This is a genomic window from Kribbella sp. NBC_01245 (assembly GCF_036226525.1).
GTDB lineage: Bacteria > Actinomycetota > Actinomycetes > Propionibacteriales > Kribbellaceae > Kribbella.
Genome location: NZ_CP108487.1, coordinates 2,593,114 through 2,618,997, shown reverse-complemented (window position 1 = coordinate 2,618,997; position 25,884 = coordinate 2,593,114). Strand labels below are relative to the sequence as shown.

Below are 25,884 nucleotides of genomic sequence, written 5' to 3'. Positions count from 1 at the left end.
ACCCGACAGTAGTCAGGAAAGCCGCCGGACCAAATAGAGCTCGCCGTCGGCCAGGACCAGCTCCTGCGACCGCATGCGGCACCAGGCGGGGATGTCCACCGCCGCGGCCGGGTCGTCCGCGAGCACCGCGACCGTCTCGCCGACGGCGACTTCCGGAAGACGTTTGGCCAGCATGATCACCGGCAACGGGCACAACATGCCACGGCAATCCAACTCCAAGTCAGCCGTCATAGCCCCACCTGCGCCCGGATGTCCCGCACGATCTTCGGCACCACCTGCGCGAACCGGTCCACCTCGTCGTACGTCGTATCGCGCCCCAGCGAGACCCGCACATTGCCATGCGTAAGCACGCCCATCGCCGCCAGGACGTGCGACGGCCGCAACGTGCTCGCCGTACAGGCCGAGCCGCTCGACACGGCGAAGCCCTCGGCGTCCAGCGCGGTCACAAGCGTCTCCCCGTCGACGTACAGGCAGGAGAACGTCAGGATGTGCGGCAACCGGTCGTCGGGATCACCGACCACCTCTACATCCGGTACGTCGGCCAGGAGCCGTTGACGCAACGAAGCGATCCACGCCCGGTGCGAGCCGTCCAACGCCGCAGCCTCGGTACGACGGGCCTGCAGCGCGGCGGCGGCTGCCAGCACGGCCGGGATGTTCGGGTGGCCGGGCGCGAGGCCTTGCTCGCGTTCCTCCAACGGCCAGCGGGGGAGCAGACGCACGCCCTTGCGCACGGCGAGCACGCCGACACCGGCCGGTCCACCCCACTTGTGAGCGCTTGCCGCCAGCAACGACCACCCGGACGGCACCTCCTCGTGACCGAGCGTGGCCGCCGCGTCGACCAGCAGTGGTACACCCGCGAAAGCGCACGCCTCCGCGACCAACGCGACAGGCTGCCGCGTACCCACCTCGTGGTTGGCCGATTGCAGGGCGGCCAGCGCCACGCCGGGCTGCGCCACAGCATCGCCGTACGCCGAAAGGTCGATGCGGCCGAGGATGTCGACGCCGACCTCGATCGGCTGCCCCGCCACGGCCGCGGCGTGCAGCACCGCCGAATGCTCGACCGCGCCGTGCACCACGCGATCACCGGTACGGCGACGCGCGGCGGCCGCGGCGGTCACTCCGGTGTGGATGGCCGTGGTGCCGGAAGACGTGAAGAACAGCTCGTCGGGACGGCAGCCGACGGCCTCCGCGACCACTTCGCGGGCGTTGTCCCACAGCAGCCGGGCGGTCCGCCCCTCGTGATGCAGGCGGGCCGGATCCGCCCAGCCGGAGTCCAGCGCGGACAGCAGAATCTCGCGTGCGGCCGGATGCAGGGATTCCGACGAAGCGGCGTCCAGATACGAGCGGTTGGTCACACTGCCCAACTTACTCACCGAGTAAGCCCTACCTGTGCGCAGTTCGGGGATACCTGTCCAGTAGTGTTCTGTCGTCAGTCTCACCTGGGAAGGGAAAGGCGCCCCGTGGGTTCGAAGAGACGCCTGGGAGTAGCGGCCATCAGTGCCGCAGGATTGCTCCTGGCAACCGGTTGTTCCGCCGAGACCACTGAGCAGTGGAAGCGGCTAGGCCTGCCCGAGGGCGCCTCGGACCGGACCGAGTACATGCACAGTCTGTGGATGGGGGCGTGGATCGCCGCGCTCATCATCGGCTTCGCCGTTTGGGGCCTGATGCTGTACGTCGTGGTCCGGTACCGGCGGCGTAACGAGGACGCGCCCCGCCAGGTCAGGTACAACCTGCCCCTGGAGGCGTTGTACACGCTGGCCCCGTTCGCCATCATCGGCGCGCTGTTCTTCTACACGATCGAGAACGGCAACAAGATCGACGAGATGTCGGCCACCCCGGACCACACCGTCAAGGTGGTCGGTTTCCAGTGGCAGTGGGTCTTCAACTACGACGAGCAGGTCGAGGGCGAGAGCGAGAAGGGTGTCTGGGAGACCGGATCCTTCGCCAAGCCCGCCGAGCTGTGGCTGCCGGTGAACGAGTCGGTCCGCTTCGACCTGAGCTCGCCGGACGTCATCCACTCGTTCTGGGTGCCCTCCTTCTACTTCAAGCGCGACATCATCCCGGGCCGGGCCAGCTCGTTCGAGCTGACGCCGACCAAGACCGGCACGTTCGCGGGTAAGTGCGCGGAGCTGTGCGGTCTGTACCACACCCGGATGACCTTCAACGTCCGCGTGGTCACCCGCGCCGAGTACGACGCGCACCTGCTGCAGCTGGCCGCGAAGGGCCAGACCGGCGCCGCGACCGGCGGCCAGGACGCGAACACCATCCCGAACGGTGAGCACGCACAAGAGCACGGAGGCGAGAAGTGACCGACTTCGCCGAGCGGAGCGCGATCCCGGCCGTCGGTGCCGTGCCGCGCCGCCGGAGCAAGGGACAGATCGCGGTCAAGTGGCTGACGACGACCGATCACAAGCTGATCGGTCACCTGTACCTGCTGACCTCGTTCGCCTTCTTCCTGATCGGCGGCGTGATGGCGCTGCTGATCCGCGCCGAGCTGGCCAAGCCGGGTCTGCAGATCGTGAACGAAGAGGTCTACAACCAGCTCTTCACGATGCACGGCACGATCATGCTGCTGCTGTTCGCGACGCCGCTGTTCGTCGGCTTCGCGAACGTGATCATGCCGCTGCAGATCGGTGCCCCCGATGTCGCGTTCCCGCGGCTCAACATGTTCAGCTTCTGGCTGTTCCTGTTCGGCGGTCTGATCACGATCAGCGGCTTTTTCACCCCGGGTGGCGCGGCCGACTTCGGCTGGTTCGCGTACGCCCCGCTGTCCAACGAGGTCCGCTCGCCGGGCGTCGGTGGCGACCTGTGGATCATGGGTCTGTGGATGGCCGGTCTGGGCACCATTCTCGGTGCGGTCAACTTCGTCACCACCATCATCACGATGCGTGCGCCGGGTATGACCATGTTCCGGATGTCGATCTTCACCTGGAACATCCTGGTGACGTCGATCCTGGTGCTGATCGCGTTCCCGATCCTGGCCGGCGCGCTGCTGATGCTGGAGGCGGACCGACTACTCGGTGCACACGTCTTCGACGCGGCCAATGGTGGACCACTGCTGTGGCAGCACCTGTTCTGGTTCTTCGGTCACCCTGAGGTGTACATCATCGCGCTGCCGTTCTTCGGCATCGTGACCGAGATCCTGCCGGTGTTCAGCCGCAAGCCGATCTTCGGTTACATCGGTCTGGTCGCCGCGACGCTGATGATCGGCGCCCTGTCGGTGGCGGTGTGGGCTCACCACATGTATGTGACAGGAGCGGTGAATCTACCGTTCTTCTCGTTCATGACCTTCTTGATCGCCGTGCCCACCGGGGTGAAGTTCTTCAACTGGATAGGCACGATGTGGGGCGGGTCATTGTCGTTCGACACCCCGATGCTGTGGTCGGTCGGCTTCCTGACGACCTTCCTCTTCGGTGGTCTGACCGGCATCATCCTGGCCTCGCCCGCCCTGGACTACCAGCTGTCCGACTCGTACTTCGTGGTCGCGCACTTCCACTACGTCGTGTTCGGCACGGTCGTGTTCGCGATGTTCGCCGGGTTCTACTTCTGGTGGCCGAAGATGACCGGGCGAATGCTGGACGAGCGGCTCGGAAAGCTGCACTTCTGGCTGTTGTTCCTCGGTTTCCACACCACCTTCCTGGTGCAGCACTGGCTCGGTGTCGAGGGCATGCCGCGGCGCTACGCGACGTACAAGGCTGAAGAGGGTTTCACCACCCTGAACCAGGTCTCGAGCATCGGTGCCTTCCTGCTCGGCGTCTCGATGCTGCCGTTCTTCTACAACGTCTACAAGTCGCGCAAGTCGCCGATGGTGAACGTCGACGACCCGTGGGGCTGGGGCCGTTCGCTGGAGTGGGCGACCAGTTCGCCCCCGCCGCGGCACAACTTCATCCGGCTGCCGCGGATCAGGTCGGAGAGCCCGGCGTTCGACCTGCACCACCCGGAGTTGGCCCTCGCGGAGTATCCGGCCACTGGGGCGGCGCGAGACAACCTGCTCGATGCGGGTGACGACGACGGTAGAACGGAACATCTCGAACAGTTGGCCGGCGGCCGCGACAACGTGGACGGAGACAAGGCATGAAGGCGGAAGCCTGGCTCTTCGGCATCCTGACGGCGTTCGTCGTCCTGGTGACGCCTGTCTACTGGTTCATGTCGAAGGACCCGACCGGCACCAGCGCGCTGGTGATGACGTTCTTCCTGTGTCTGCTGGTCGCGTTCTACCTCGGCGCCACCGGCAAGCGGATGGACGCTCGTCCGGAGGACCGCAAGGACGCGGAGATCGTGGAAGGCGCCGGTGAGCAGGGCTTCTTCCCGCCATACTCCTGGTGGCCGCTGTGGTGCGGGCTGACCCTGGCGGTGATCGTGCTCGGCGTCGTCTTCGGCTGGTGGCTGTTCATCATCGGCAGCGGAATCGGCATCCTGACGCTGTCCGGTTTCATCTTCGAGTACTACCGCGGCGACCACGCGCACTGATCAACCTGCTGTCTGTCTTCGAAGAACCCTGCGGCCCTGTGGCCCAGGGTTCTTCGGCTTTATCCACAGGCTGATTTCGGCTTTTCGTGGCTGGTCTGGGTGCCGGGTACGCTGGGCGACGGTCCAGTAAACAGGGGAGAGTTCGGGGAATGCTGAGTTCGGTTTCGGTGAGGAAACGCGGTCGCGTCGTGGCAGTGCTGGCCGCGGTCGCGCTGTTGGGCACTGCCTGCAGTGATACGGAGGGCAGCCCGGGTGCCGGTGGCCAGTCGCCAACGGGCACGCCGTCGAGCTCGGCACCAACGACCACCCCCGGCAGCACCGAGACGCCTGGTGGCAGCTCCGAGCCAGGCGCGGCCAAGGTCGCCGTTACGCCGCCCAACAACGCGAAGTCGGTCAAGCCTGACCAGCCGGTCCAGGTCAGCGCCGCCGACGGCAAGATCGACTCGGTCAAGGTGACCGATGGCGATGGCGATGAGGTCGAGGGCAAGCTGGACGACGCCAAGACCAATTGGACGTCCGAGCCGAAGCTCGCGCCCAGTACGACGTACACCGTGCTGACCAAGGCGACCGGCACCGACGGCAAGCCCGTGACGGTCAAGTCCACCTTCCGGACGTTGAGCGCCGCCAACCGGCTGAAGGCCTCGATGGCTCCGCTGAACGGCGAGACCGTCGGCGTCGCGATGCCGATCCAGATCTACTGGAACAAGGCCGTCAAGGACAAGGCCGCCGTCGAGAAGCGCCTGTCGGTGAAGACCTCGGTCCCGGTCGAGGGCAGCTGGTACTGGCTGGACAGTAAGACCGTGCACTACCGGCCCAAGGCGTATTGGCCGTCGGGCACCAAGGTCACCGTCGACATCGGCATCCAGGGCGTCAACGCGGGGAACGACACCTGGGGCGCGGCCAGCCGCCTGATCACGTTCAACATCGGCAAGTCGGTCGTCACGAACGTGAGCGTGCCGAAGCACACGATGGTCGTTCGCATCGACGGCAAGGTCGCCCGCACCATCCCGATCACCGCCGGCAAGTCGGGCTTCACCACCCGCAGCGGCACCAAGGTGATCATGGAGAAGTTCCGGGTGAAGCGGATGGACGCCCGGACGGTCGGCATCCAGCCCGGCGACCCGGAGTACTACGACATCCACGACGTCCAGTTCGCGCAACGCGTCACCAGCTCGGGCGAGTTCGTGCACGGCGCGCCCTGGTCCACCGGCAGCCAGGGTACGGCGAACGTGAGCCACGGCTGCGTCGGCATGAGCCTCCAGGACGCCGCCTGGTACTTCCAGCAGACAACCCGCGGCGACCCCGTCGTCGTGACCGGGACCAACCGCAAGATGGAGATGGGCAACGGCTGGGCCGACTGGAACCTCAGCTGGTCCGAGTACCAGAAGGGTTCCGCCCTGAGCTGACCCACACCACCACTAGACGCCTCCAGAAGGGCCCCGACCGCCACCAGGCAGTCGGGGCCCTTCTGCGCGCTCGTTACCGATTGACTCCGAATCGGCACGGAAAGTGATTCTGCTGGTCGTTCTGCGTGGCCAGTACGGGGGAGTTGGGTTGAACTAACCAATTGTTAAATTACTTTCCAATTCGGTCTGCCCGCCCCAGGCGTCCCCGAGCCACCGCAGGAGTGCGACATGTTCCCGCTCAAAAGACTCAAAGTCCCGATGATCTCCGTCGTCGTACTGCGATTGCGACCACTATCGGCGTTCAATCCAGCTCCGGCGTCGCCGCCGATGTGTTGTTGTCCCGCAACGCGTTCATCGACACGTCCACCATTGAGGACGCCGCGTACATGGGAAAGTTCGCGGTCGATGGCAGTACGACGACCCGGTGGGCCAGCGTGGAGGGTATCGACCCGCAGTGGATCCGGGTCGACCTCGGCCAGCCGTCGTCCGTCAACCGGCTGAAGCTCAACTGGGAGGCGGCTTACGCCAAGTCGTACCGGATCGAGATCTCCGACGACGGCGCGAACTTCCGGACGCTCAAGACCATCACCACGGGGGATGGTGGCATCGACGACCACACCGGCCTGGCCGCCAACGGCCGTTACTCCGCGTCGTCGGCACCCAGCGAGGCACCACGTGGGGCTACTCGCTGTGGGAGCTCGAAGTCTTCGGCGTCAGCGGCTCCACTTCGTGGCATCCGTGCCGGAGAACACGTTCAACGACACCGGGCTCACCCCGCAAACGGCGTACACCTACACCGTGCTGGCCAAGGACCCGAACAACAACAAGTCGGCGCAGAGCGCGCCGATCACGGCCACGACCGCAGCCGGTCCCACGGGACAGTTCGTGCTCGCGGCAGCCGGCGACATCGCCGACCAGTGCACCGCGTCCAGCAGTGAATGCATCCACCCGAAAACGGCCAAGGTCGTCGACTTCATCAATCCCGTCAACGTCATCACCATGGGCGACAACCAGTACGATGACGCGCTCTACTCGGACTTCACCAAGTACTTCAACACGTCCTGGGGCCGGTTCAAGAGCATCATGCAGCCCTCGGTCGGCAACCACGAGACCTACGCATCTCCGCCGTACGACGGCTACCACTGGTACTTCGGCGCCATCGCCCGCCCGAACGGCAAGCGGTACTACAGCTGGGGAACGCGGTAACTGGCACTTCATCGCACTGGACTCGACTGAGGACTCGACGGGGCTGGCCGAATCGGCACAGCACACCTGGCTCAAGGCAGATCTAGCCGCTAACACCAAGAAGTGCGTCGCGGCCTACTACCACCACCCGCGCTTCAGCTCCGGTGCCCATGGGGACAACCCCAACATGACCACGATGTGGGGCATCCTGGTGGACAACAACGTCGACCTCGTGCTGAACGGGCACGACCACCACTACGAGCGCTTCAGGCCGCAGGGCAAGGCCGGTCACCCGAACCGAGAAGATCATCGCGAAAACGCACGGCGTGCTGAAGCTGACGATGACCGACAACTCGTTCACCAGCCAGCTGATCGGTCTGAACAACGCCGTACTGGACAGTTCCCCGACCACCACCTGCCACTGACTAGCCAGCCCCGGCTCTAGCTGGGTGGGAAGGCGAAAGGGCCCCGGCGTTGAGTGCCGGGGCCCTTCGTTGTGCGGTGGTGCTACTTCGTGTCGATTGCGGCCTGGTCCTCGGGGGTCGCGGCGGACTTGGCGGCGGATTCTTCGTCGAGTTCGACAGTGCCGGTCAAGCCTGGGACCGCGGGAGCCTCGCCGGGCTCGTCGTGGCCGTGGGAGTGGGCCTCTTCGAGCTCCGCGGCGGTCGGCTTCTGCACCGCGTCCGCGAAGTAGAAGGCCGACAGCTTGGCGCGGAGCTTGTTCAGGGCCCGGCGCGGTGCCGCGACGCCGTTCTCGTCGGTCTCCGGGCCGAGCTCGAGCGGCGTCTGCCGGTCGTGCGCGGTCAGGGTGTAGGCCTCGAACTCGGAGATCGGCGCGTGCCGCTCGCTGTACGACCCGTCGGGGGAGCGGACGATGATGCCCGTCTCCAGACCGTGCAGCAGCCGCTCCCGGTCGGCCCGCTGCAGCGAGATCGCGATCCGGCGGGTCGCCCAGAAGGCGATCACCGGGCCGAGGAACACCGCGAACCGGAGGAACCAGGTCACGTTGTTCAGCGAGACGCCGAAGTGGGTGGCGATCAGGTCGTTACCACCACCGATCCACAGCAGCGCGTAGAACGTCACCATCGCCGCACCGATACCGGTCCGGGTCGGCACGTTGCGCGGCCGGTCCAGCAGGTGGTGTTCGCGCTTGTCGCCGGTGATCCACTGCTCGATGAACGGGTAGAGGGCCACGAAGGTGACGAACGCCGGCGGGATCAGCAGGGCCGGGATGATCAGGTTCCAGCTGAGCGTGATGCCCCAGAACGAGGACTCGAGTCCCGGCATCAGGCGCACAGAGCCCTCCAGCCAGCCCATGTACCAGTCGGGTTGGGAGCCTGCCGTGACTTCTGCCGGGTTATACGGCCCGTACAGCCAGACCGGGTTGATCTGGAGCAGCGCGCCCATCACCGCGGTGACGCCGAAGACGATGAAGAAGAAGCCGCCCGCCTTGGCCATGTAGACCGGCATCAACGGGTAACCGACGACGTTCTTCTCGGTCCGGCCGGGACCGGCGTACTGGGTGTGCTTGTGGTAGACGACCAGGATCAGGTGAGCCGTCACCAGCGCCAGGATCAGGCCGGGGATGAGTAGCACGTGCACGGTGAAGAACCGCGAGACCATGTCGTCACCGGGGAACTCGCCCCCGAAGATGAAGAACGTCAGGTACGTACCGATGATCGGGCTGGCCTGGATCATGCCCTGGGTGATGCGCAGACCGGTACCGGAGAGCAGGTCGTCCGGCAGGCCGTAGCCGATGAAGCCCTCGATGATGCCGAGGAACAACATGCTGAAGCCGATCACCCAGTTGAGCTCACGCGGCTTGCGGAAGGCACCGGTGAAGAAGATCCGGAGCAGGTGCACCATCATCGACGCGACGAACAGCACGGCGGCCCAGTGGTGGATCTGCCGCATCAGCAGACCACCGCGGACGTCGAACGAGATGTCCAGCGTCGAGGCGTACGCCTCCGACATGTGCAGGCCCTTGAGCAGGCTGTACGAGCCCTGGTACTCGACCTCGGCCATCGACGGACGGAACCAGAAGGTCAGGAAGATGCCGGTCAGGATCAGGATGATGAAGCTGTAGAGCGCGATCTCGCCGAGCATGAAGGACCAGTGGTCAGGGAAGACCTTACGCAGGTTCTTCTTGCCCATCTTGGCCAGTCCGAGCCGATCGTCGGCCCATTTGACCGGCGGCGGCAGTTCCTTGGTAGCCATTACCTCACCCTCGCTCGAAGAAGCTAGGTCCGACCGGTTCGGTGAAGTCGCTCTGCGCGACCAGGTACCCCTCGGAGTCCAGTCTCAACGGTAACTGCGGAAGCGGCCTGGCGGCAGGGCCGAAGATCACCTTCGCGCCGTCGGCCAGGTCGAACGTCGACTGGTGGCACGGGCAGAGCACGTGATGCGTGGTCTGCTCGTACAGCGAGATCGGGCAACCGACGTGGGTGCAGATCTTCGAGTAGCAGAGGATGCCGTCGATGCCCCAGTTCTCCCGGCCGGCCGGGACGCGGATCTGGTCCGGCTCGATCCGGACCACGATCACCGCGGCCTTGGCCCGCGCGTTCTGGTACTCGACCGCGCTCTCCGTCAGGATCTCCGCCAGGTTGGCGGGCGCGGCGTTGACCAGCTGCCCGACGACCAGGTCCGACGGCTTGATCGGCCGGAGCGTGACGTCGTTCACAACCCGGATGCCATCGGCCCAGATCGTCGTGTAGAGCGTACGACCGGGCAGCGGACCGAGGTCGCGCAGCAGGACGACGGCCGGCAACCCGAGCGCGGCCATCGCACCGATCAGCGAGCGCCGGATCATCTTGCGCCGGGTGAAACCGGACTCCGCGACACCGGTCTGGAAGACCTCGGTGGTGGCGGCGATGTCCTCGTCCGACGAACCGGCCGGGTGCCGGTACTCGACGATCTCGTTGTCGACCATCAGCTTCTTGGCCCAGTGGATCGCGCCCGCGCCGATCAGGAACAGCGCGATCCCGAGGCAGAGCCCGATGACCATGTTGTTCGCGTTACCGGTCAGCGGCCCGAAGACCAGGATGTCGTCCCGCGGGATGGCGAAGTACGCCACACAGGATCCGAGGATCAGCAGCGTGGCCAGGCCGAACATGGTCGCGACCTGCTGCTCGGCCCGGTCGGCCGCCTTCGGGTCGATATCGGTGATGCGGTGCTCGTGCGGTTCGATGCCGGGATCGGCGATCGGGTCGGCCACCACTGTGGCCGGGAGGTTCTTGTCGTCAGTGCTCATCCTTGGCCCTCACTCCCTTGGCGCCGATCCAGACGGCAACGGCGACCAGGATGCCGATTCCGACCAGCCAGCCCCACAGGCCCTCGGACACCGGGCCGAGTCGGCCGAGTCCGAAACCACCCGGGTCCTGCTGGGTCTCCAGTGCCTTCAGGTACGCGATCACGTCCCGCTTGTCCTGCTCGGTCAGCACCTGGTCGGAGAAGACCGGCATCTGCTGCGGACCGGTCAGCATCGCTTCGTACATGTGCTTGGCGTCCACGCCCATCAGCGACGGGGCGTAGCGGCCGTTCGGCAGCGCGCCACCCTTGCCGGCGAAGTTGTGGCAGGCGGTGCAGTTCGTGCGGAACAGCTCGCCACCGCGGGTCACCTGCTCGTCGGTCGCCTTGCTCACGTCATACGCGTCGGCGTTCGGGATCGCCGGGCCGGGGCCGAGCGAGGCGACGTACGCCGCCAGGGCCTCGATCTCCGCCGGCGAGTAGACGACGTTCTTGCGCGGGACCTGGGCGTTCGGCTGCTGGGCCGGCATCCGGCCGGTACCGACCTGGAAGTCGACCGCCGCGGCACCGACGCCGATCAGCGAGGGCGCGACCACGCGGCCCTCACCGTCGGTGCTGCCCTCGGCGTTCTGGCCGTGGCAGCTGGCGCAGCCGACCGTGAAGAGCTTGCGGCCCTCTTCGATCTTCTGGGACTGGGCGGCGTCGTCCGCGACGGCAGCGTTGTCGGGCACCAAGGCGGTATAGGCGGCACCCACGGAAAGAAGCCCGAGGAGCAACACGACCAGACCGGCCGAACGGTGTCGCCGTCGCGCGGATAGGAACCGCGCCGGTGACGAAGCCATGGATTTAGCGGTCCTCTCGGCTGAGGATTTCAAATGGACTCTCACTTGAGCAGGTAAATGGTCGCGAACAGGGCGATCCACACGACGTCGACGAAGTGCCAGTAGTACGACACGACGATCGCGGAGACGGCTTGTTCGTGGGTGAACTTGCGGGCCAGGAACGTCCTGGCGAGCACGAACAGGAAGGCGATCAGACCGCCTGTCACGTGCAGACCGTGGAACCCGGTGGTCAGGTAGAAGACCGAGCCGTACGGCGACGAGGCGATGGTCAGGCCCTCGTGCATCAGCTCGGCGTACTCGGTGACCTGCCCGGCGATGAAGACCGCGCCCATCAGGTAGGTGAGGGAGAACCACTCACGCATACCCCAGCGGCGGACGTTCAGCAGCGAGGAGGTTCGGCCGGCCCGTCCGGCCTCCGCGGCGAACACACCGAACTGACAGGTGAACGAGGACGCCACCAGGATCAGGGTGTTCACCGTGGAGAACGGGATGTTGAGCATCGCTGTGGACTGCTGCCACAACGGGTCCACCCCGGGCGCCGCCAAGGCGGTCGTCACCGATCGGATCGTGAAGTACGCCGCGAAGAGGGCGGCGAAGAACATCAGTTCGCTCGAGAGCCAGACGATCGTTCCGACACTGACCATGCTGGGACGGTCGTGATGTCCGTGTTCACGAGACGCTGGGAGTGCTGTTGCGGTGGCCACGCGGTCATTATGTCGGTCCCGGTGTCTGACAGCACGACCACCCCCGGGCATGTCGTTGACATCACCTTTCTAATGTGGGGGTGTGCTCCCAACTCACGCTCAGCCCGGCGACCAGATCGAACCGTTCACGCCCGCGCGTCTCCTGACCGCGTGGACCTTCGAACCGGTGCTGCTGATCGCGATCCTGGTGGTCGGAGCCCTTTATCTGTACGGGGTTCACCGCCTGCGCAAGCGTGGCGACTCCTGGTCGAGGGCCCGCACGTTCGCCTTTTGTGGCGTTGGTCTCGGTAGCGCGGTGATCGCCACCCAATCGGCCCTGGGCACTTACGACACGGTCCTGATCAGCGTGCACATGGTGCAGCACATGATCCTTTCGATGCTCACGCCACTGGCTTGTGCGCTCGGCGCGCCGGTGACGCTTGCCCTGCGCACCCTTCCGCTGAAGCCGCGAGGATGGCTGCTTTATTTACTGCACTCGCGTTTTGCGAAAATCATCTGCTTCCCGTTGGTGGGCTTCGTCTTCTTCATCCTGAGCCCGTGGGTGCTCTACTTCAGCGGCTGGTACGACGCCAGCCTGCGCTCGACGGTGCTGCACGACCTGCTGCACGTGCACTTCCTCGCGGTCGGCGCGTTGTTCTTCTGGCCGTTGCTCGGGCTCGACCCCGTGCCTGGGCGCGTGATCTACCCGTTCCGGCTGATCCTGACGTTCCTGACGTTGCCGTTCCACGCCTTCCTGGGCATCACGATCATGAGCTCGACCAAGCTGATCGCCGAAGACTGGTACACGGCGTTCGGCCGCTCCTGGCCGCCGAGCCCGCTCGACGACCAGTACCTGGCAGGCGGTCTGCTGTGGGGTTCGGGCGACATCGTCGGGCTGGTGTTCTTCGGCGTGCTGTTCGTGCAATGGGTCCAGCAGTCCCAGCGCGAGGCCAAGCGGGAGGACCGGCGCCTGGACCGGTTGGAGGAACAGGCCCGACGCGCTGGCCAGACGAAGCCCTGACACCGGTACGATCTGCCTCGTGACTGAGTCAACGAGTGCAGCGCGTCCGCTGAAGGTGCTGGTTTACAGCGACGACCGTTCGACCCGGGAAGCCGTCCGGCTGGCACTGGGCAAGCGGCCCGCCGCCGACCTGCCCGAGCTGGAGTACGTCGAGTGCGCCACCGAGCCCGCCGTCATCAAGCAGATGGACGCCGGCGGTATCGACCTGGCCATCCTCGACGGCGAGGCCGTGCCCGCCGGTGGCCTGGGAATCGCCCGTCAGCTCAAGGACGAGATCTTCCGCTGCCCGCCGGTGCTGGTGCTGACCGGCCGCCCGCAGGACGCGTGGCTCGCCACCTGGTCCCGCGCCGAGGCCGCCGTCTCGCACCCGCTGGACCCGATCCGGCTGGCCGAGGCGACCGCCGGTCTGCTGCGCACCCGGCTCGCCTCTTTGCCCGCGACCACCTGATCCAGTAGGGGCCCGCCATGTCTGACGCGTCGTACACCTGGCCGCAGGTGCTGGGCCCGCTCGTTCGCGGGCACGAGCTCGAACCGGCCGCGACCGCCTGGGCGATGGGGGAGATCCTCTCCGGGTCCGCCTCCCCGGCTCAGCTGGCCGGGTTCGTCATCGCGCTGCGGACCAAGGGCGAGACGGTCGGCGAGATCGAGGGCCTGGTCGCGACCATGCGCGCCTTCGCCACTCCGATCGACGTTCCCGGCCGCACGCTCGACGTGGTCGGCACCGGCGGAGACCAGGCTCACACGGTCAACATCTCCACGATGTCGGCTCTGGTCGCAGCGGGGGCCGGGGCCAAGATCCTGAAGCACGGCAACCGCGCTGCCTCATCGGCCTGCGGTACGGCGGATGTGCTCGAGGAGCTCGGTATTCCGATGGACCTCTCGGCCGCGCAGGTGGCAGCGGTCGCGGAGCGCGCGGGCATCACCTTCTGCTTCGCCCCTGCGTTCCACCCCGCGCTACGGCACGCCGCCGTACCGCGTCGGGAGCTCGGAATCCCCACCACGTTCAACTTCCTCGGGCCTCTGGCGAACCCGGGCAACCCGTCGGCCCAGGCTGTCGGTGTTGCGGATGGCCGGGTCGCCGGTCTGATCGCGGGCGTGCTGGCCCGGCGGGGGATCGACGCGCTGGTGTTCCATGGCGATGACGGATTGGACGAGCTCACCACGACGACCACTTCGCAGATCTGGTCGGTTTCGGGTGGTGCCGTCGAGGGGCCGGTCACGCTGGATCCGCGCGAACTCGGTATCGAGGCCGTGCCCGCCGAGGCGCTCAAGGGTGCCGACGCGTCGTACAACGCGAAGGTCGTTCGCGCCTTGCTGGACGGCGAACGCGGCCCGGTTCGGGACGTCGTACTGCTGAACTCCGCCGCGGCCCTCGCCGCCTACGACGCGAGCACCGGCCCGATCACCGAGCGCCTCCGCGCCGGGCTCGACCGGGCGGCCGAGTCGATCGACTCCGGCGCCGCCAAGTCGGCCCTGACGCGCTGGATCGCGGCCTGCGCCGAGGTCCGGTAGGTCCTTCAGCTAGTTGATGACCATCGCGAGTTAGTTGATGATCATCGCGGCGACGCGCTGACGCCAGACCGTCAGCCATTGCGGTGTGGTGCCGCAGAGGTCCGCGATCGAGACCATCGCCGTACCGTCGCCCCGGTCGACGACCGCGATCGCGATGATCGAGTACGTCTCCTTGAGCTTCGGCACCTTGACCGGGAACCGCGCGGTGATCTCGTGGACGCGACGCCCGTTGACCAGGGTCGACTTGTGGACGACGTTGGTCGGCTTGGTCTTGTCGCCCGGGTACAACCGGTTCAGCAGCCGGCCGCCGACCTGCGCCGCGGCCTCCCGCATCCCGGCCGGGGTCGACTTGTACGGGATGTTCTTCGGCAGGCCGCCGAAGGCGACATGGTTACCCCAGTCGGACTTGCCGTCGTACTTCGTGTGCACGGTGAGCCAGAGCCCCGTACCGCCGTACAGGCTGATGCGGTTGTAGTCCTCTTTCCAAGCCGAGGACATCCCTGCCATCTTGTCGTTGTTCCACGCGACCATGTACGAGCCGACGTAGTTGCCCTCGGGCTCCGGCGGAATCGTCGGTTTGGCGGACGGGTCGAGCGTCTGCAGCGGCGTGCCCTTTGCCGAAGGCAACGAAACCGGCGTCAACTCGTCGGTCTTGGTCCAGATCCACGAGACGACCATGATCGTCGCGACCGCCGCCGCCACCAAGATCCCGAGCGCCCCGGCAAACCCAGGCACCCGCCACCGCCGCACAACCTCCCCACTCCCATCCGGCCCACTACCGCCCGGCCCACTACCGCTGGGGTCGTATCCGCCGGGGCCACCGCCATCTGGGCCGCGACCGCCTGGGCCTGGTTGACCGCTCGGGCCGGTTGGCTGCCAGGCGAGCGGACGGCCTTGGGGCTGCTGTTGCGGATTCTGCGGTTGGCCTTGCCAAGGCTGCTGCCCACCCGCGGGCGGACGTGTCCCTTGACCGCCAGGAGCCGGCGCCATCGCCTGCGTGGCGGGCTGCTGCGGGCCGGACTGCTGCCAGTTCTGTCGCTTTGCCGGTTGAGCGCCCGGTACGCCGACACCAGGCCCAGGCCCGGCTACCGGCGGACGCCCACCGGGCATCGCGCCCTGCTGCATCCCAACCGGACCACCCTGAACCGGCGCCCCCGGCTGTCCCGGCTGTCCCGGCTGAACCGGCGGACGAACCTGACCAGGCTGACCCGATCCAGGCATGCCAGGCTGACCCGCCCCCGGCATACCGGCCTGAGCCGCCCCAGGCATGCCAGGCTGAGCAGCGCCAGGCATACCGGCCTGCGCGGGCCTGGGCTGTCCGGGCACCTGAGGCGGTACGCCAGGACCCGCAGGCCCACCTGCTTGACCGGCCGGACCCGGACGTCCGGGACTACCCGGACCCATCGGCGCACCGGCTACCGGCTGAACGGGTTGGCCCGGCTTGGTTGGGTGGACCTGGCCTGGGGGTGGGGCTTGTGCGGGCGTTCCCTGCGCTGGCGTACTTTGCGCGGGCATTCGGTTGGGAATCGCTGCTCCCGCGGAAGCTGGTGGGCCGGTCTGGACTGGTCTTGCGAGATTCCCCGGTCGCACTCCACCCGGCTGCGCCCCCGGACCGCCCTGAGCCTGCCCGCCAGGCTGAACGTGCCCGCCAAGTTGAGGCTGTACGTCCGGCCGAGGCGGTCCGGACTGGACTGGTGCACCTGGCCGAGGCGGCTCGGTGCTCAACGGCATACCGGTGGCTGGGCTCTGAGCCTGCGGCGGTACGACCTGCTGAGGTGTAACCGCCGCGCCTGGTCGAACCTCCTGCGCGCGGCCTGCCACGGGCGCACCCGCCGTCGCATCCGCAGGCCGTCCACCGGCAGCAGCCGCCGCCGTACTGGCCGCAGGTTCTCCGACATGAGCCGCGGGACTACCGGCTGAAGCCGGGGTCTGCGGGGCCGTTGCTTCCGCTGGGTTGAGCGGGAGTTGTGGTGCTGGGGGAGGGCTTTGCGCGGCGAGAGGGTCGTTTGCGGACGAGGCCGCGAGGTTGGCGAGGGAACCCGTGTCGTACGGCGAGATCAACGCACCCGCGGCTGCGGGCAACCCGGAACTCGGCGGTCCGGACGGCAGCTCCGGCGCCTTGGGCAGCTCCGCCGAGGTGATCCCGGCAGGGGAGCTTTCGTACGCGGGGACTGCCTGCTGGGTTCCGGTATCGCTCAGGTTCGGGAGGGAGGTCGGGATCGGATCGCGGATCGGGTTGTGCGTGGAAGTCTGCGAGGGCGATTCGGTGCGGGAGACGTGCTCCTGGTTCGGCAACGGGCCGCGCGGGATGGCCGCCTGGGCGCCCTGGCCCTGCCGCTGCTGGGCAAGGCGCTGCCCGCGAGTCAGCACTTCCTTACGCCGCGGCGTAACCTCACTCGACTCAACCTCCACCTCACTAAAACCAACCCCAGCCGCCGCATTCCCAGCCACGGTTGGCTCGGACTCAGGGGTCGGCTCGGGGGCCAGGCGCAGGCGGACCGGCTCGGTGGCGCCTACCTCGTCCTCGCCGGAGCGGGCGGGCGTGGAGGCCGAACCGACTGGGCCAGGCGAGGATTCCGCCGAAGCTGGGCCCATCGAGGCTGGGGTTGTAGCGGGCGCAGTGGGCATGGGGGAGCCGGGGATCGGGGCGCTGTGGCGGGCGGTGGGGCGTGGTTGGACGGCGGCCTGGGCCGCAGTCGTGTTGCCGGTATCCGCGCCGCCTGCGTCCGTACCGCCGCCTGGCGGGGACGGGTCTTGGGCGGGCAGCCGTTCGGGACCGGGCGCTCGGTGTGCGGGAGCGCGACGGCCTTCGCCCACCGGCCGGATTGACGGTTCCGCCGGTGGGTCGGGTAATTCGGGGACGATTTCGGAATGCTCAGCCAACGTTGACCGCCTTGTAGACAAGGCCCTCGAAGACCTTGAGGTCGTTGCGGTTGGTCGGGACGTCACTCACGTACGCGACCGCCGTGCCATCGCCGAGATCGAACACCGCCACGGTCAGCAGCAGGGTCGGCGAGGTCAGTTTGGACGAGGACGCGGTGATGGTCTGCTGGACGAACCACCCCTGCTTACCGGTCCGGGTGATCGCGCCGTTGCGAGTGACCTTCGCGGTGATCGGGATGTCGCCGTACAGGCTGCTGCGTAGTTGCAGCGCCAGGTCTGACGCGCTCGCCTGCGGGTTGCCGTTGAAGAGCACGGCGGTGCTGAGCGCGCCGACGAAGATGTTCGCGTACCAGTCGTTGGTGCCGTCGAACTTGGCCTGCAGCAGCACGCGCTGGCCGTTGGAGTCCTCCACTTGCGAGACGAAGCGGAGCCGGTCCGACCACGGCGGGCGCAAGCGCGGGAACGAGATCGCGTTCGAGGCGATCCGGTTGCCCTGGTGGATGGCGGGATTGCGCGACTGGCCGGGCGGGATGGACTCGCCACTGGTCGGCGTACCGGTCGGAGTCCCCGTCGTCTGACCTGGCGTTGAGGAGCTGCTGGTCGGGTCGGCGGTGGGCTTACCGTCGCCACGGCCGAACAGGTACCAGACGCCGGCAACGATGACGAGCACCGCGACCACGGTCCCGGCGATCACCGGGATGAGCGGGAAGCCCTTCTCCTTGGACCGATCCGGCCGCTGGAAAGGGGGCGACAAAGGCGACAACGGCGGCTGAGTCGTCGGAACCGGCTGCACCGGGATCTGCCCGTGGAACTGCTCCCCGCCCTGATCCCAAGGCCCAACAGCACCCTGGCCGGTCGTTTGCTCAGTGGTGCTGGATTTGGTTTGAGCGGCAGCCCCTTGGTTCCAGGGCGTCGCGCTGTCGGCAGTCGGCGTCCAGGCCTTCTCGCCCGCACCGGTTCCCACGCCGGCCGAAGCCGCGGCACCGGTCGTCGCGTCGCCTTGCAGCGTCGAGTCGTCCGTATCCTTCCCGGGCTGAGTCCACGCACTACCCCCGCTAGACCACGGCGTAGCGGCCCCGCCAGACCAAGGCGAAGCCTTCGTCACACCCTTGCCCGACTCCTCCGAGCCCTCCAGCTCGTCGTCCTCGGCACCCGAGTCCTTCTCGACCAGCTCCTTGGCCGCCGGCTTCTTCGCGGCCGGCTTCTTGTCCGCCGCAACATCCGGTACGGCCTTCGCGGCCGCATCCGCCGCGACAGGCTTGGCGACCGCCGGCTTACTCTCAGCCGCCTTGGCCTCAGCAGCCTTGGTCTCATCACCCTTAGCCGCAGCCGACTTGCTCTCCTCCGCCTTGGCCACCGGCTCAGCCGGAACCGCCTTAACCGGAGTCACCTTCGCCTTAACCGGCTCCGCCTTGGGCTCAACCTTGGCCGGCTCCGTCTTGGCAGCCTCCGCCTTGACCGGCTGGACCTTGGCCGGCTCGGCCTTACCCGCGTCAGCCGCCTTGGAGTCAGCCTTCACCTCAGCCTTGGCCGGCTCCTGCACGACCTTCTTGCCCTCGGTCGCCGAGGAGGCCGCCGAGCTATTCGCCGGAGTGGTCGCCTTCGCCGCGGCCTTCGCGCCGCCCTGCGAGCTGCCCGCACTCTGCGTAGTGGCGGCCTTATCCGCGGCAGCGCCCGATGTGCTGCTTGTCACCTTCCCGGCGGCAGTCCCGGCGGTGGCAGACCCGCCCGCGGCGGCGGTAGTGCTCTTGGTGGACTTGGCGGTGGGAGCGGCCGGGGTGGTGCCGGCGCTGTCCTCTTTCTCCGTCTTATTGGTCCACTGAGTCCCGTTCCACCAGCGAATGGTGTTCGGCTGCCCGGTGGGATCCGGGTACCAACCGGCGGGAGGATTACTCATAGGTTCACCGTATCCAAGGCTCGTGTCAGGCGTTGGCCTCTTGCGGGCCTGGCCAGGCCCGCCTGAAATGCATCAGATCCCGTCATCCGCACCGAGGCTGAAGGCCGCCTCGAGGTCGTGGGTCGAGTAAGTGCGGAACGCGATGTGGGTCTCGGTGCTGAGCACCCCGGGCACCCGGTTGACGTGGTCGGGGATGACCGTGGCCAGGTCATCGTGGTGCGCGACCCGGATCATCGCGATCAGGTCGAGCGATCCGGTCACCGAATAGACCTCGCTGACGCCCTCGATGGCGGCCACCTGCTCGGCGACCTCGGGGATCCTGGCCACATCGGCCTTGATGAACACGATCGCGGTGACCATGTCGTCCTCTCGTCCGGATTGCTTTGGCGCTGAGCATAGGCGCTCCCGCCCAGGCGCAGGCCACTACGGCCCGACCGGGCGCAGCGCACGCCGTCGTTCGCCCGGTTCGTGATGATCGGCCCCGGCGCGGGCATTGTCCAGTCGGCGCAGGTACCGCCCCGCACCAGTGGCCGGACTGGTCCACTCGCCGTCCAGCTCCACCAGCCTTACTCCGGGTGATTCCAGCCAGCGCAGCACCGTCTCGATCTCCTCCGGGGAGGCCGTCGCGACCGGGCCGATCCCGGGCAGCACGGTCTCTCCCGACGCCTGCAGCATCTCCAGCACGCGGCGTGGATGGGTCCCGACCGGGCTGACCCCCGCCGCGGCCAGCCGGCCCCGGCGGATGACGTGTAGCTCCCAGGCGCCGTCGTCCAGCCGCCGGGCAGCGCAGATCTCGGCGCAACTCGTCACCGCGGCCATCCGCTGCATCCGGGCGCTGCTGCGGACGAAGGCGCTGAGCCGGTCCCGGTGCACGGCCGCGTCCTCGAACCGCTCGTCGGCCGACAACCGTTCGATCCGAGCGGTCAGCGCCAGCACCACCGGTGTCGGGTCAACGGCCAGCGTCGCGCGCAACTCGGCCACCAACACGCCGTACGCCGCCATGTCGATCCGGCCGTCGCACGGCGCGACGCAGCGGCCCATCTCGACCAGCACGCAGGTGCTGCGGTTGGGGTGCCGGGACATCCGCTCGGTGCATTGCCGGATCGGGAACGTCTCGTACAGCGCGGCCATCGCCCGCTCGGCCGTGCGCTTGCGGCTGAACGGCCCGAGGTAGCCGGCGCCGTCATCGCGCACCTGTTTCACCATGGACAGCCGCGGAAATGGCTCGACCGTGACCTTGAGCCAGTGCTGCCGCTCGGGGAACCGGGACTTCCGGTTGTAGCGCGGTTTGTGCTCGGCGATCAGCCGCAGCTCCCGCACCTCGGCCTCCAGCGGGGTCGCGCACTCGATCCCGCGCACGGCGGTGGCGATGCCGATCATCTCGCCCATGCGGGTCCGGGTCTCGGATGCGGTGAAGTAGTTCCGCACACGGGTGCGCAGGTCCTTCGACTTGCCGACGTACAGCACCTCGCCCCGGTCGTCGGTGAACAGGTAAACGCCAGGCGCATGCGGCAGCGGCTCCGCGAGATGCCGTTTGCCACGTTGAGCGGTCGTCACCCGCGACGAGAACGAATGCAGGTCCTCCAGTGTCTGCACCCCGAGCGAGCCCACCCGCTCGAAGAGCCCATGCAGTACGTCGACGGTGGCACGCGCGTCGGACAGGGCGCGGTGGTTCGGCGTCGTCCCGGAGCGGAAGTAGCGCGCGAGGGTGCCGAGTTTGCAGTTCGGCGCCTCGTCCTTGCCGAGCGCCCGCCGGGCCAGCAGGGCCGTGTCGACGACCGCGAAATCGGGCCAGGCGAACCCGTGCGCCTGCGCCTCATGCTTCAGGAAGCCCACGTCGAACGGCGCGTTGTGCGCCACCAGCACACAGCCCTGCGCGAACTCCAGGAACGCGGGCAGCACCGACCCGATCCGGGGTGACGTCGCCACCATCGCGTTGGTGATCCCGGTCAGCACCGCGATGAACGGCGGAATCGGGTCGTGCGGATTGACCAGGGTCTGGAACTCGCCGAGGATCTCGCCCGACCGAACCTTGACCGCGCCGACCTCGGTGATGCCCGAATCGCCGGGTGCGCCACCGGTGGTCTCCAGGTCGACCACGCAGAAGGTCACGTCGCGCAGCGGGGTGCCGAGCTCGTCGAAGCTCGGCTGGACGCCGCGAATCCGTGTCTGTGCGGCCGCCGCCGGTGCGCCTGGACTGCTCATGGCGAGGACCGTAGAGGGTGCCACCGACAATCTTCGCGAGACACGGGCCGGGACCGACTACGCTCTCTGCATGGGTACACGCGTGTTCACCGCTCGATCGGCCCGGCCGCAAGGCCGTCCGCCGTCTCGTGCCGGCCGCGCTGTGCCCTGGGGGAACCGCGTTCGGGGGACCCACGGTTGGCACGAGGCATGGTGTCCGAGGTAGCGGCCAACGCCGGGTCCAACGCCACGATTCTTCCCGAACCGGTCCGCCAGCGAGTGCTGGCGCTGGCCGCGCAGGCGCTCGGCGCGATGCCGGCGACGGATATCCCCGCGCCCTTGCGACGGTTCGCGAGTTTCGCCCCGGCCAAACGAGCCAAGCTGTCCGCGTCGGTGCTCGGGCCGATCCTGGACACCGACGAGCATTTCCGCCGGCTGATCGCGTTCGAGGTCCGTCGCGAGCATCCGGAGCTCGGCGATGCCGTCGCGGAGGCCGTGCCGACTCCGTCCGCCGACCCGGCCGAGGTGGCCGCCCTGGCGTACCTGCTCAGGCCGGACGACTGGCAGGCCCGCGTGGCCGAGGCCGCCGACCTGCCCAAGGCCGAGCCGAAGGCGGATGACGAGGCCATCGCGCGGCTGGGTGAGCAGCTCGACCAGGCCCGTACGGAGACGCGTCAGGTCCGCGAACGCCTTCGGGAACAGCTGGCCGAGGTGAAGGCCGAAAACGTCACCCTGCGCCGCAAACTCAACGAAGCCCGCCAGCGCATCGCCGGTCTCCAGTCGGACCTCGCCGATCGAACGGTTGCCGCCGACACCGCCGACGACCGGGTCGACGCCGCCCGTGCGGAGTCAGAGCGCGAGCTACGCAAGCTCCGGGCCCGGATTACCGAGCTTGAGGCGATTGAGCATGCGGCACGTCGTACGGCGGGGCAGGAGCGGGAGTTCGCATCAGTACGCACGAGGCTCTTGCTGGACACGGTTATCGAGGCCGCGAGCGGTTTGCGTCGTGAGCTGGCGCTGCCACCTGGGGGAGAGCTCCGGCCGGCAGACACAGTTGCAGGCGTTGAGCCGTCTGTGGAGTCTGTAGGCCGTTCTGCGCCCGACGACGACCCCAGCCTCCTGGACGAGCTACTCGCGCTACCGCAGGTGCATCTCGTTGTCGACGGCTACAACGTCACCAAGACCGCTTGGCCGAGTGCGCCCCTGCACTCCCAGCGGCAGCGCCTTGTGACGGCACTGGGCGCGCTGGTGGCCCAGCGGCGGATCGAGGTGACGGCCGTGTTCGACGGGGCGACCTTGTCCGGGCCGGTTCAGCTCAATCCACCCCGTGGCGTCCGGGTGCGGTTCAGCCCGGCCGGGGTGACGGCCGATGAGGTGATCCGGCAACTGGTTCGCGCCGAGCCCGCGGGCCGCCCGGTCGTCGTCGTGTCCAGCGATCGCGAAGTCGCCGACAGCATCATCGCGATGGGCGCCCGCGCGCTCGCCGCCAGCACCCTTACAGCTCGCCTAGCCCGCGGCTGAACGAAAACTGTCGGTGGGGGTCTTTAGCGTCCTTCTCAACCGGATGCAACTCCGGTCCTTCCCCACCTTGGAGGACGACATGCTGATCGACTGCGACGCCTGTGTGATGAGAGGCCCGGAGTGCCGGGACTGCGTGGTCAGTGTGGTGCTCGGCTTGCACGCCGAGCGGCATCAGAGCCTGGTCATCGACGACGAGGAGCTGGCCGCCCTGGACGCGCTGGCCGAATCGGGGCTGGTCCCACCCCTGCGCCTGGTGCACGCGGTGGACAACCCCCTCGACTACGACGACACCCCGGAGCACGGCCCGACCCGCCGCCACGCCTAGACAAAGGTTTCCGTGAGCTGACCGTGACCTTCGGTGCCCCTGGAGCGTTAAGTTTCCATCAAACCAGGGGGCCGAATTGCCCCGGTCACGAATCGGTTACTACTGTTACCACTCGTTACTCGCTGGCGCCTCCCCATTCCCGGGGAGGCCGGGTAGCAAACGCCGATGTTGGGCCACCGAGCGGTGATGGCCTACGGGGACGGCATGAGTCGGAAGGGAACCTACCGGGCTGTGTCCACCGGCCGCACGTACCGCACCAGAGGTCTCGCCCTCGCCGCCATCACCAGCACCGCACTGATCGGAGTCATGCTCGTGCCGGGCTCGGCCGCCGCCGAACCCCAGCCGACACTGGAGCAGGCTCGCGCTCAGGTCGCCGCTCTCCAAGAGAAGGCTGAAATCGCCGGAGAGGCTGCGAACGATCTGCGCGACGACATCAAGGCGGCGACGCGCAAGGTCAAGGCGATCTCCACCGGCATTAAGAAGCAGCAGGCCCAGGTCAACGGCATCAAGGTTCAGATCGGCGCCCTCGCGGTGGCCGGCTACCAGCAGACCGGTATGACCACGACGGCCCAGCTGCTTCTGTCCGACGACCCGGACACGTTCCTCGCCCAGGCCTCCACGGCCCAGGCGTTCGCCGGTCAGCAGTCCGCCACGCTGCGGCGCTTCCAGACCGCGCAGGGCAAGCTGGCCGATCTCCAGTCCGGTGAGCGCACCGAGCTCGCCGCCCTGCAGAGCGTTCAGGCCAAGCAGGACCAGCTGAAGGCGCAGGCCGATAAGGCACTGGCCGACGCCGAGCAGGTCGTCGCCCGCCTCGACAAGACCGCGCGCGACAAGCTCGCGGCCGAGGCCCGGGAGGAAGAGCGCAAGCTCCGCGAGTTGCGCGCCAGCCGCGACAAGGGCCGGATGGGCGAAGAGATCAACATCCCGGCGTCCGGCCGCGCCAAGATCGCCGTTGAGTACGCGATGGACCAGCTCGGTGACCGCTACGTCTGGGGCGCCGATGGTCCGAGCTCGTTCGACTGCTCCGGTCTGACCATGACCGCTTGGGGCAAGGCCGGCGTCTCGCTGTCGCACTCCTCGCGGGCACAGATCAGCGAAGGCCGTCGGGTCAGGCGCAGCGCGCTGATGCCTGGTGACCTGGTCTTCTACGGCAGCCCGATCCACCACGTCGGCATGTACATCGGCAACGGCCGGATGGTGCACGCGCCGCGTCCGGGCAAACCGGTCGCGATCGACGACATCGACTACATGAGCGGTTACGCCGGCGCCACCCGTCCGGGCTAGTCCGCCAGCGGCAGGCCGTTGGCGATCACTGTCCGGAGGACGCTTTACAGTGACGGAAGTGATCGACGAGCAGGACACAGCTGACCGCGCCACCGTCGGGTTGCTCACCCGACGGGTCGCGCTCGGCTTGGCCATCGGCCTCGCGGCGTCGGCCGGGTACGTCGGCATCCGGCAGATCGGCCGGGACCAGGACAGCCCTCCACCCGGAGCCGGGCCGTCTCCGACCAGTACGGTCAGCTCGCCGGATGAGGCTGCTGAAGGGGTACGACGTGCCACGGTCGGCGGCGCGGTGCTCCAGGCGATGGCGGATGCCGTCGACAACGGAGATCGCGCGGGCTTCCTGGCCGTCGTCGACCCACGCTCGAACGCCTTCCGCGACGAGGCGCGCGTCGTCTACAACAACCTGCGAGACCTTCCACTCGCCGTCTTCCGGATGCGCTACGTCAGCGACGACCCGGGCGCGATCGAACCGGATCGCTTGCAGGCCCTCGGCGTCACCGAGGCGTGGCTCGCGCAGGTCGAGGTGACCTGGCAGCTGCAGGGTTTCGACGCCAAACCGGCGCGAGCGATTCTGCCCGTGACGATGGTGACGCGCGGCACGACGACGTACGCCGCCTCGTTCTCGGAGCGGTTCGTCAGCGGTCAGCGCCGGCCGATCTGGGCGATGGGGGAGCTGCATCTGGTCGAGGGCGATCACAGCCTGGTGGTCAGCCTGCACGAGACCGCCGACCTCGACGCCTATGCGAATCTGGTCGACCAGGCGGTCGATTCGGTCACCGAGGTCTGGGGGCGGAAGTGGCGGCGCAAGGCCGTGCTCTTCCTGCCGGCCAAGCAGGTCCAGATGGAGCAACTCCTCGGCGCCCAGGCGAACACCTACGGGCAGATCGCCGCGGTGACGATGGCCGAGCTCGACCAACCAACGCCGAACGCGCCGGTCCGGATGGTCGCGAATCCAAAGCTCTTCGGCGAGCTGGGCCGCCAGGGGCGCCGGATCGTCCTCACGCACGAGACGACTCACATCGCCTCGAACGCGACCGCTTCGCCAGTGCCGCTCTGGTTGGCCGAGGGGTTCGCCGACTACGTGGCATTCACCGCAGTGGACGTCAATACGGATTCTGCGGCCGCCGAGCTTTTCAAGGCGGTTCGAGCCGGCAAGGGGCCCAAGAGCCTTCCTTCCCCTGAGGCCTTCGCAGCGGCGTCTGCGGATCTTGCTGTCGCCTACGAGTCGAGCTGGCTCGCTTGCCGACTTATTGCCGAGACAGAAGGTCAGGCGAAGTTGGTCCAGTTCTACCGCGCAGTGCACGCCTCCAAGAGCCAGGACGGTCTGGCGAAGGCCTTTAAGGATGTGCTGGGGACTACCGAGCAGGAGTTCGTGCAGGACTGGCAGCGGTACCTGGAGCGTCTAGCCGGCGGCTGAGGCCGCAG

General features: G+C 67.7%; 23 protein-coding genes and 1 pseudogene. 14 read left to right on the top strand and 10 right to left on the bottom strand.

The window, feature by feature from the left end; genetic code table 11:
* Positions 1–12: 12 nt before the first annotated feature.
* Positions 13–231 (bottom strand): sulfurtransferase TusA family protein, encoded by a 219-nt coding sequence (locus OG394_RS11525; protein WP_328995185.1) that lies wholly within the window; start codon positions 229–231, stop codon positions 13–15.
* Positions 228–1,355 (bottom strand): cysteine desulfurase family protein, encoded by a 1,128-nt coding sequence (locus tag OG394_RS11520; RefSeq protein ID WP_328995184.1) that lies wholly within the window; start codon positions 1,353–1,355, stop codon positions 228–230. Before OG394_RS11520 ends, OG394_RS11525 begins: the two co-directional genes overlap by 4 nt.
* Before the next feature lie 105 nt (positions 1,356–1,460).
* Here OG394_RS11520 and ctaC point away from each other — a divergent pair, with 105 nt between their 5' ends.
* The 6 genes and pseudogenes from ctaC to OG394_RS11490 all read left to right on the top strand — a co-directional run bounded on the left by ctaC (position 1,461) and on the right by OG394_RS11490 (position 7,082).
* Positions 1,461–2,309, top strand: coding sequence for an aa3-type cytochrome oxidase subunit II (gene ctaC, locus OG394_RS11515; RefSeq protein WP_328995183.1), 849 nt, complete (start codon positions 1,461–1,463; stop codon positions 2,307–2,309).
* Positions 2,306–4,078, top strand: coding sequence for an aa3-type cytochrome oxidase subunit I (gene ctaD, locus OG394_RS11510; RefSeq protein WP_328995182.1), 1,773 nt, complete (start codon positions 2,306–2,308; stop codon positions 4,076–4,078). Before ctaC ends, ctaD begins: the two co-directional genes overlap by 4 nt.
* Positions 4,075–4,470, top strand: coding sequence for a cytochrome c oxidase subunit 4 (locus OG394_RS11505; RefSeq protein WP_328995180.1), 396 nt, complete (start codon positions 4,075–4,077; stop codon positions 4,468–4,470). Before ctaD ends, OG394_RS11505 begins: the two co-directional genes overlap by 4 nt.
* Positions 4,471–4,619: 149 nt before the next feature.
* The gene (locus tag OG394_RS11500) at positions 4,620–5,876 is read left to right on the top strand and encodes a L,D-transpeptidase (protein WP_328995179.1); all 1,257 of its coding nucleotides are present in this window, start codon (positions 4,620–4,622) and stop codon (positions 5,874–5,876) included.
* Positions 5,877–6,262: 386 nt separating this feature from the next.
* Positions 6,263–6,460, top strand: a pseudogene (locus OG394_RS40050) (discoidin domain-containing protein); the annotation flags it as partial.
* Between the two features lie 145 nt (positions 6,461–6,605).
* Entirely contained in the window at positions 6,606–7,082 is a 477-nt protein-coding gene (locus tag OG394_RS11490; protein WP_328995177.1) for a hypothetical protein, read from the top strand.
* 486 nt (positions 7,083–7,568) lie between these two features.
* Here OG394_RS11490 and qcrB read toward each other — a convergent pair whose 3' ends face one another.
* Genes qcrB through ctaE form a run of 4 tightly spaced genes read right to left on the bottom strand, consistent with a single transcriptional unit; the run spans position 7,569 to position 11,904 of the window.
* Positions 7,569–9,278, bottom strand: a complete 1,710-nt coding sequence (gene qcrB / locus OG394_RS11485) for a cytochrome bc1 complex cytochrome b subunit (RefSeq protein ID WP_328995176.1) — start codon at positions 9,276–9,278, stop codon at positions 7,569–7,571.
* A gap of 4 nt (positions 9,279–9,282) precedes the next feature.
* Positions 9,283–10,311, bottom strand: a complete 1,029-nt coding sequence (gene qcrA / locus OG394_RS11480) for a cytochrome bc1 complex Rieske iron-sulfur subunit (RefSeq protein WP_328995175.1) — start codon at positions 10,309–10,311, stop codon at positions 9,283–9,285.
* Positions 10,301–11,149 (bottom strand): cytochrome bc1 complex diheme cytochrome c subunit, encoded by an 849-nt coding sequence (gene qcrC / locus OG394_RS11475; RefSeq protein WP_328995174.1) that lies wholly within the window; start codon positions 11,147–11,149, stop codon positions 10,301–10,303. The genes qcrA and qcrC overlap by 11 nt, the downstream gene beginning before the upstream one ends.
* 41 nt (positions 11,150–11,190) lie before the next feature.
* Positions 11,191–11,904: an aa3-type cytochrome oxidase subunit III gene (gene ctaE / locus OG394_RS11470; RefSeq protein ID WP_442914284.1), complete on the bottom strand. Its 714-nt coding sequence runs from the start codon at positions 11,902–11,904 to the stop codon at positions 11,191–11,193.
* Positions 11,905–11,935: 31 nt separating this feature from the next.
* Here ctaE and OG394_RS11465 point away from each other — a divergent pair, with 31 nt between their 5' ends.
* Genes OG394_RS11465 through trpD form a run of 3 tightly spaced genes read left to right on the top strand, consistent with a single transcriptional unit; the run spans position 11,936 to position 14,365 of the window.
* On the top strand, positions 11,936–12,853 hold the full coding sequence (locus OG394_RS11465) for a cytochrome c oxidase assembly protein (protein ID WP_328995172.1): 918 nt from the start codon (positions 11,936–11,938) through the stop codon (positions 12,851–12,853).
* 19 nt (positions 12,854–12,872) lie between these two features.
* Positions 12,873–13,301 (top strand): Rv3143 family two-component system response regulator, encoded by a 429-nt coding sequence (locus tag OG394_RS11460; RefSeq protein WP_328995171.1) that lies wholly within the window; start codon positions 12,873–12,875, stop codon positions 13,299–13,301.
* A gap of 17 nt (positions 13,302–13,318) precedes the next feature.
* Complete coding sequence (gene trpD, locus OG394_RS11455; protein ID WP_328995170.1) at positions 13,319–14,365, top strand: anthranilate phosphoribosyltransferase; 1,047 nt, start codon at positions 13,319–13,321, stop codon at positions 14,363–14,365.
* Between the two features lie 30 nt (positions 14,366–14,395).
* Here trpD and OG394_RS11450 read toward each other — a convergent pair whose 3' ends face one another.
* Positions 14,396–15,100 carry a hypothetical protein gene (locus OG394_RS11450; protein ID WP_328995169.1) on the bottom strand — a complete coding sequence of 235 codons (705 nt, stop codon included), beginning with the start codon at positions 15,098–15,100 and terminating at the stop codon, positions 14,396–14,398.
* A gap of 231 nt (positions 15,101–15,331) precedes the next feature.
* On the opposite strand from OG394_RS11450, the gene OG394_RS11445 reads away from it, so the two are divergent.
* A complete protein-coding gene (locus OG394_RS11445; protein ID WP_328995168.1) occupies positions 15,332–16,285 on the top strand; it encodes a hypothetical protein in 954 nt (317 codons plus the stop codon).
* Between the two features lie 955 nt (positions 16,286–17,240).
* Here OG394_RS11445 and OG394_RS11440 read toward each other — a convergent pair.
* The 3 genes from OG394_RS11440 to OG394_RS11430 form a co-directional block, all read right to left on the bottom strand.
* Complete coding sequence (locus tag OG394_RS11440; protein ID WP_328995167.1) at positions 17,241–19,145, bottom strand: DUF2510 domain-containing protein; 1,905 nt, start codon at positions 19,143–19,145, stop codon at positions 17,241–17,243.
* A 72-nt stretch (positions 19,146–19,217) separates the two neighbouring features.
* Positions 19,218–19,505, bottom strand: coding sequence for an Lrp/AsnC family transcriptional regulator (locus OG394_RS11435; protein ID WP_328995166.1), 288 nt, complete (start codon positions 19,503–19,505; stop codon positions 19,218–19,220).
* Positions 19,506–19,568: 63 nt separating this feature from the next.
* Positions 19,569–21,350: a DEDD exonuclease domain-containing protein gene (locus OG394_RS11430; protein WP_328995165.1), complete on the bottom strand. Its 1,782-nt coding sequence runs from the start codon at positions 21,348–21,350 to the stop codon at positions 19,569–19,571.
* A gap of 189 nt (positions 21,351–21,539) precedes the next feature.
* Between OG394_RS11430 and OG394_RS11425 the strand changes: the two genes are divergently transcribed.
* From OG394_RS11425 to OG394_RS11410, 4 genes are all read left to right on the top strand, one after another.
* Positions 21,540–22,850: an NYN domain-containing protein gene (locus OG394_RS11425; protein ID WP_328995164.1), complete on the top strand. Its 1,311-nt coding sequence runs from the start codon at positions 21,540–21,542 to the stop codon at positions 22,848–22,850.
* Between the two features lie 43 nt (positions 22,851–22,893).
* Entirely contained in the window at positions 22,894–23,175 is a 282-nt protein-coding gene (locus tag OG394_RS11420; protein ID WP_328995163.1) for a hypothetical protein, read from the top strand.
* A gap of 204 nt (positions 23,176–23,379) precedes the next feature.
* Positions 23,380–24,459, top strand: a complete 1,080-nt coding sequence (locus OG394_RS11415) for a C40 family peptidase (RefSeq protein WP_328995162.1) — start codon at positions 23,380–23,382, stop codon at positions 24,457–24,459.
* Between the two features lie 49 nt (positions 24,460–24,508).
* Complete coding sequence (locus OG394_RS11410; protein ID WP_328995161.1) at positions 24,509–25,876, top strand: hypothetical protein; 1,368 nt, start codon at positions 24,509–24,511, stop codon at positions 25,874–25,876.
* Positions 25,877–25,884 lie beyond the last annotated feature (8 nt).

Bases quoted from the DNA above. Each gene is read 5' to 3' on its own strand.
- qcrB (WP_328995176.1), bottom strand. From the start codon at position 9,278: ATGGCTACCAAGGAACTGCCGCCGCCGGTCAAATGGGCCGACGATCGG.
- OG394_RS11420 (WP_328995163.1), top strand. From the start codon at position 22,894: ATGCAACTCCGGTCCTTCCCCACCTTGGAGGACGACATGCTGATCGAC.
- trpD (WP_328995170.1), top strand. From the start codon at position 13,319: ATGTCTGACGCGTCGTACACCTGGCCGCAGGTGCTGGGCCCGCTCGTT.
- OG394_RS11425 (WP_328995164.1), top strand. From the start codon at position 21,540: ATGGTGTCCGAGGTAGCGGCCAACGCCGGGTCCAACGCCACGATTCTT.
- OG394_RS11440 (WP_328995167.1), bottom strand. From the start codon at position 19,145: ATGAGTAATCCTCCCGCCGGTTGGTACCCGGATCCCACCGGGCAGCCG.
- qcrA (WP_328995175.1), bottom strand. From the start codon at position 10,311: ATGAGCACTGACGACAAGAACCTCCCGGCCACAGTGGTGGCCGACCCG.
- OG394_RS11430 (WP_328995165.1), bottom strand. From the start codon at position 21,350: ATGAGCAGTCCAGGCGCACCGGCGGCGGCCGCACAGACACGGATTCGC.
- OG394_RS11415 (WP_328995162.1), top strand. From the start codon at position 23,380: ATGAGTCGGAAGGGAACCTACCGGGCTGTGTCCACCGGCCGCACGTAC.
- OG394_RS11500 (WP_328995179.1), top strand. From the start codon at position 4,620: ATGCTGAGTTCGGTTTCGGTGAGGAAACGCGGTCGCGTCGTGGCAGTG.
- qcrC (WP_328995174.1), bottom strand. From the start codon at position 11,149: ATGGCTTCGTCACCGGCGCGGTTCCTATCCGCGCGACGGCGACACCGT.
- ctaE (WP_442914284.1), bottom strand. From the start codon at position 11,904: ATGCCCGGGGGTGGTCGTGCTGTCAGACACCGGGACCGACATAATGAC.
- OG394_RS11505 (WP_328995180.1), top strand. From the start codon at position 4,075: ATGAAGGCGGAAGCCTGGCTCTTCGGCATCCTGACGGCGTTCGTCGTC.
- OG394_RS11525 (WP_328995185.1), bottom strand. From the start codon at position 231: ATGACGGCTGACTTGGAGTTGGATTGCCGTGGCATGTTGTGCCCGTTG.
- OG394_RS11435 (WP_328995166.1), bottom strand. From the start codon at position 19,505: ATGGTCACCGCGATCGTGTTCATCAAGGCCGATGTGGCCAGGATCCCC.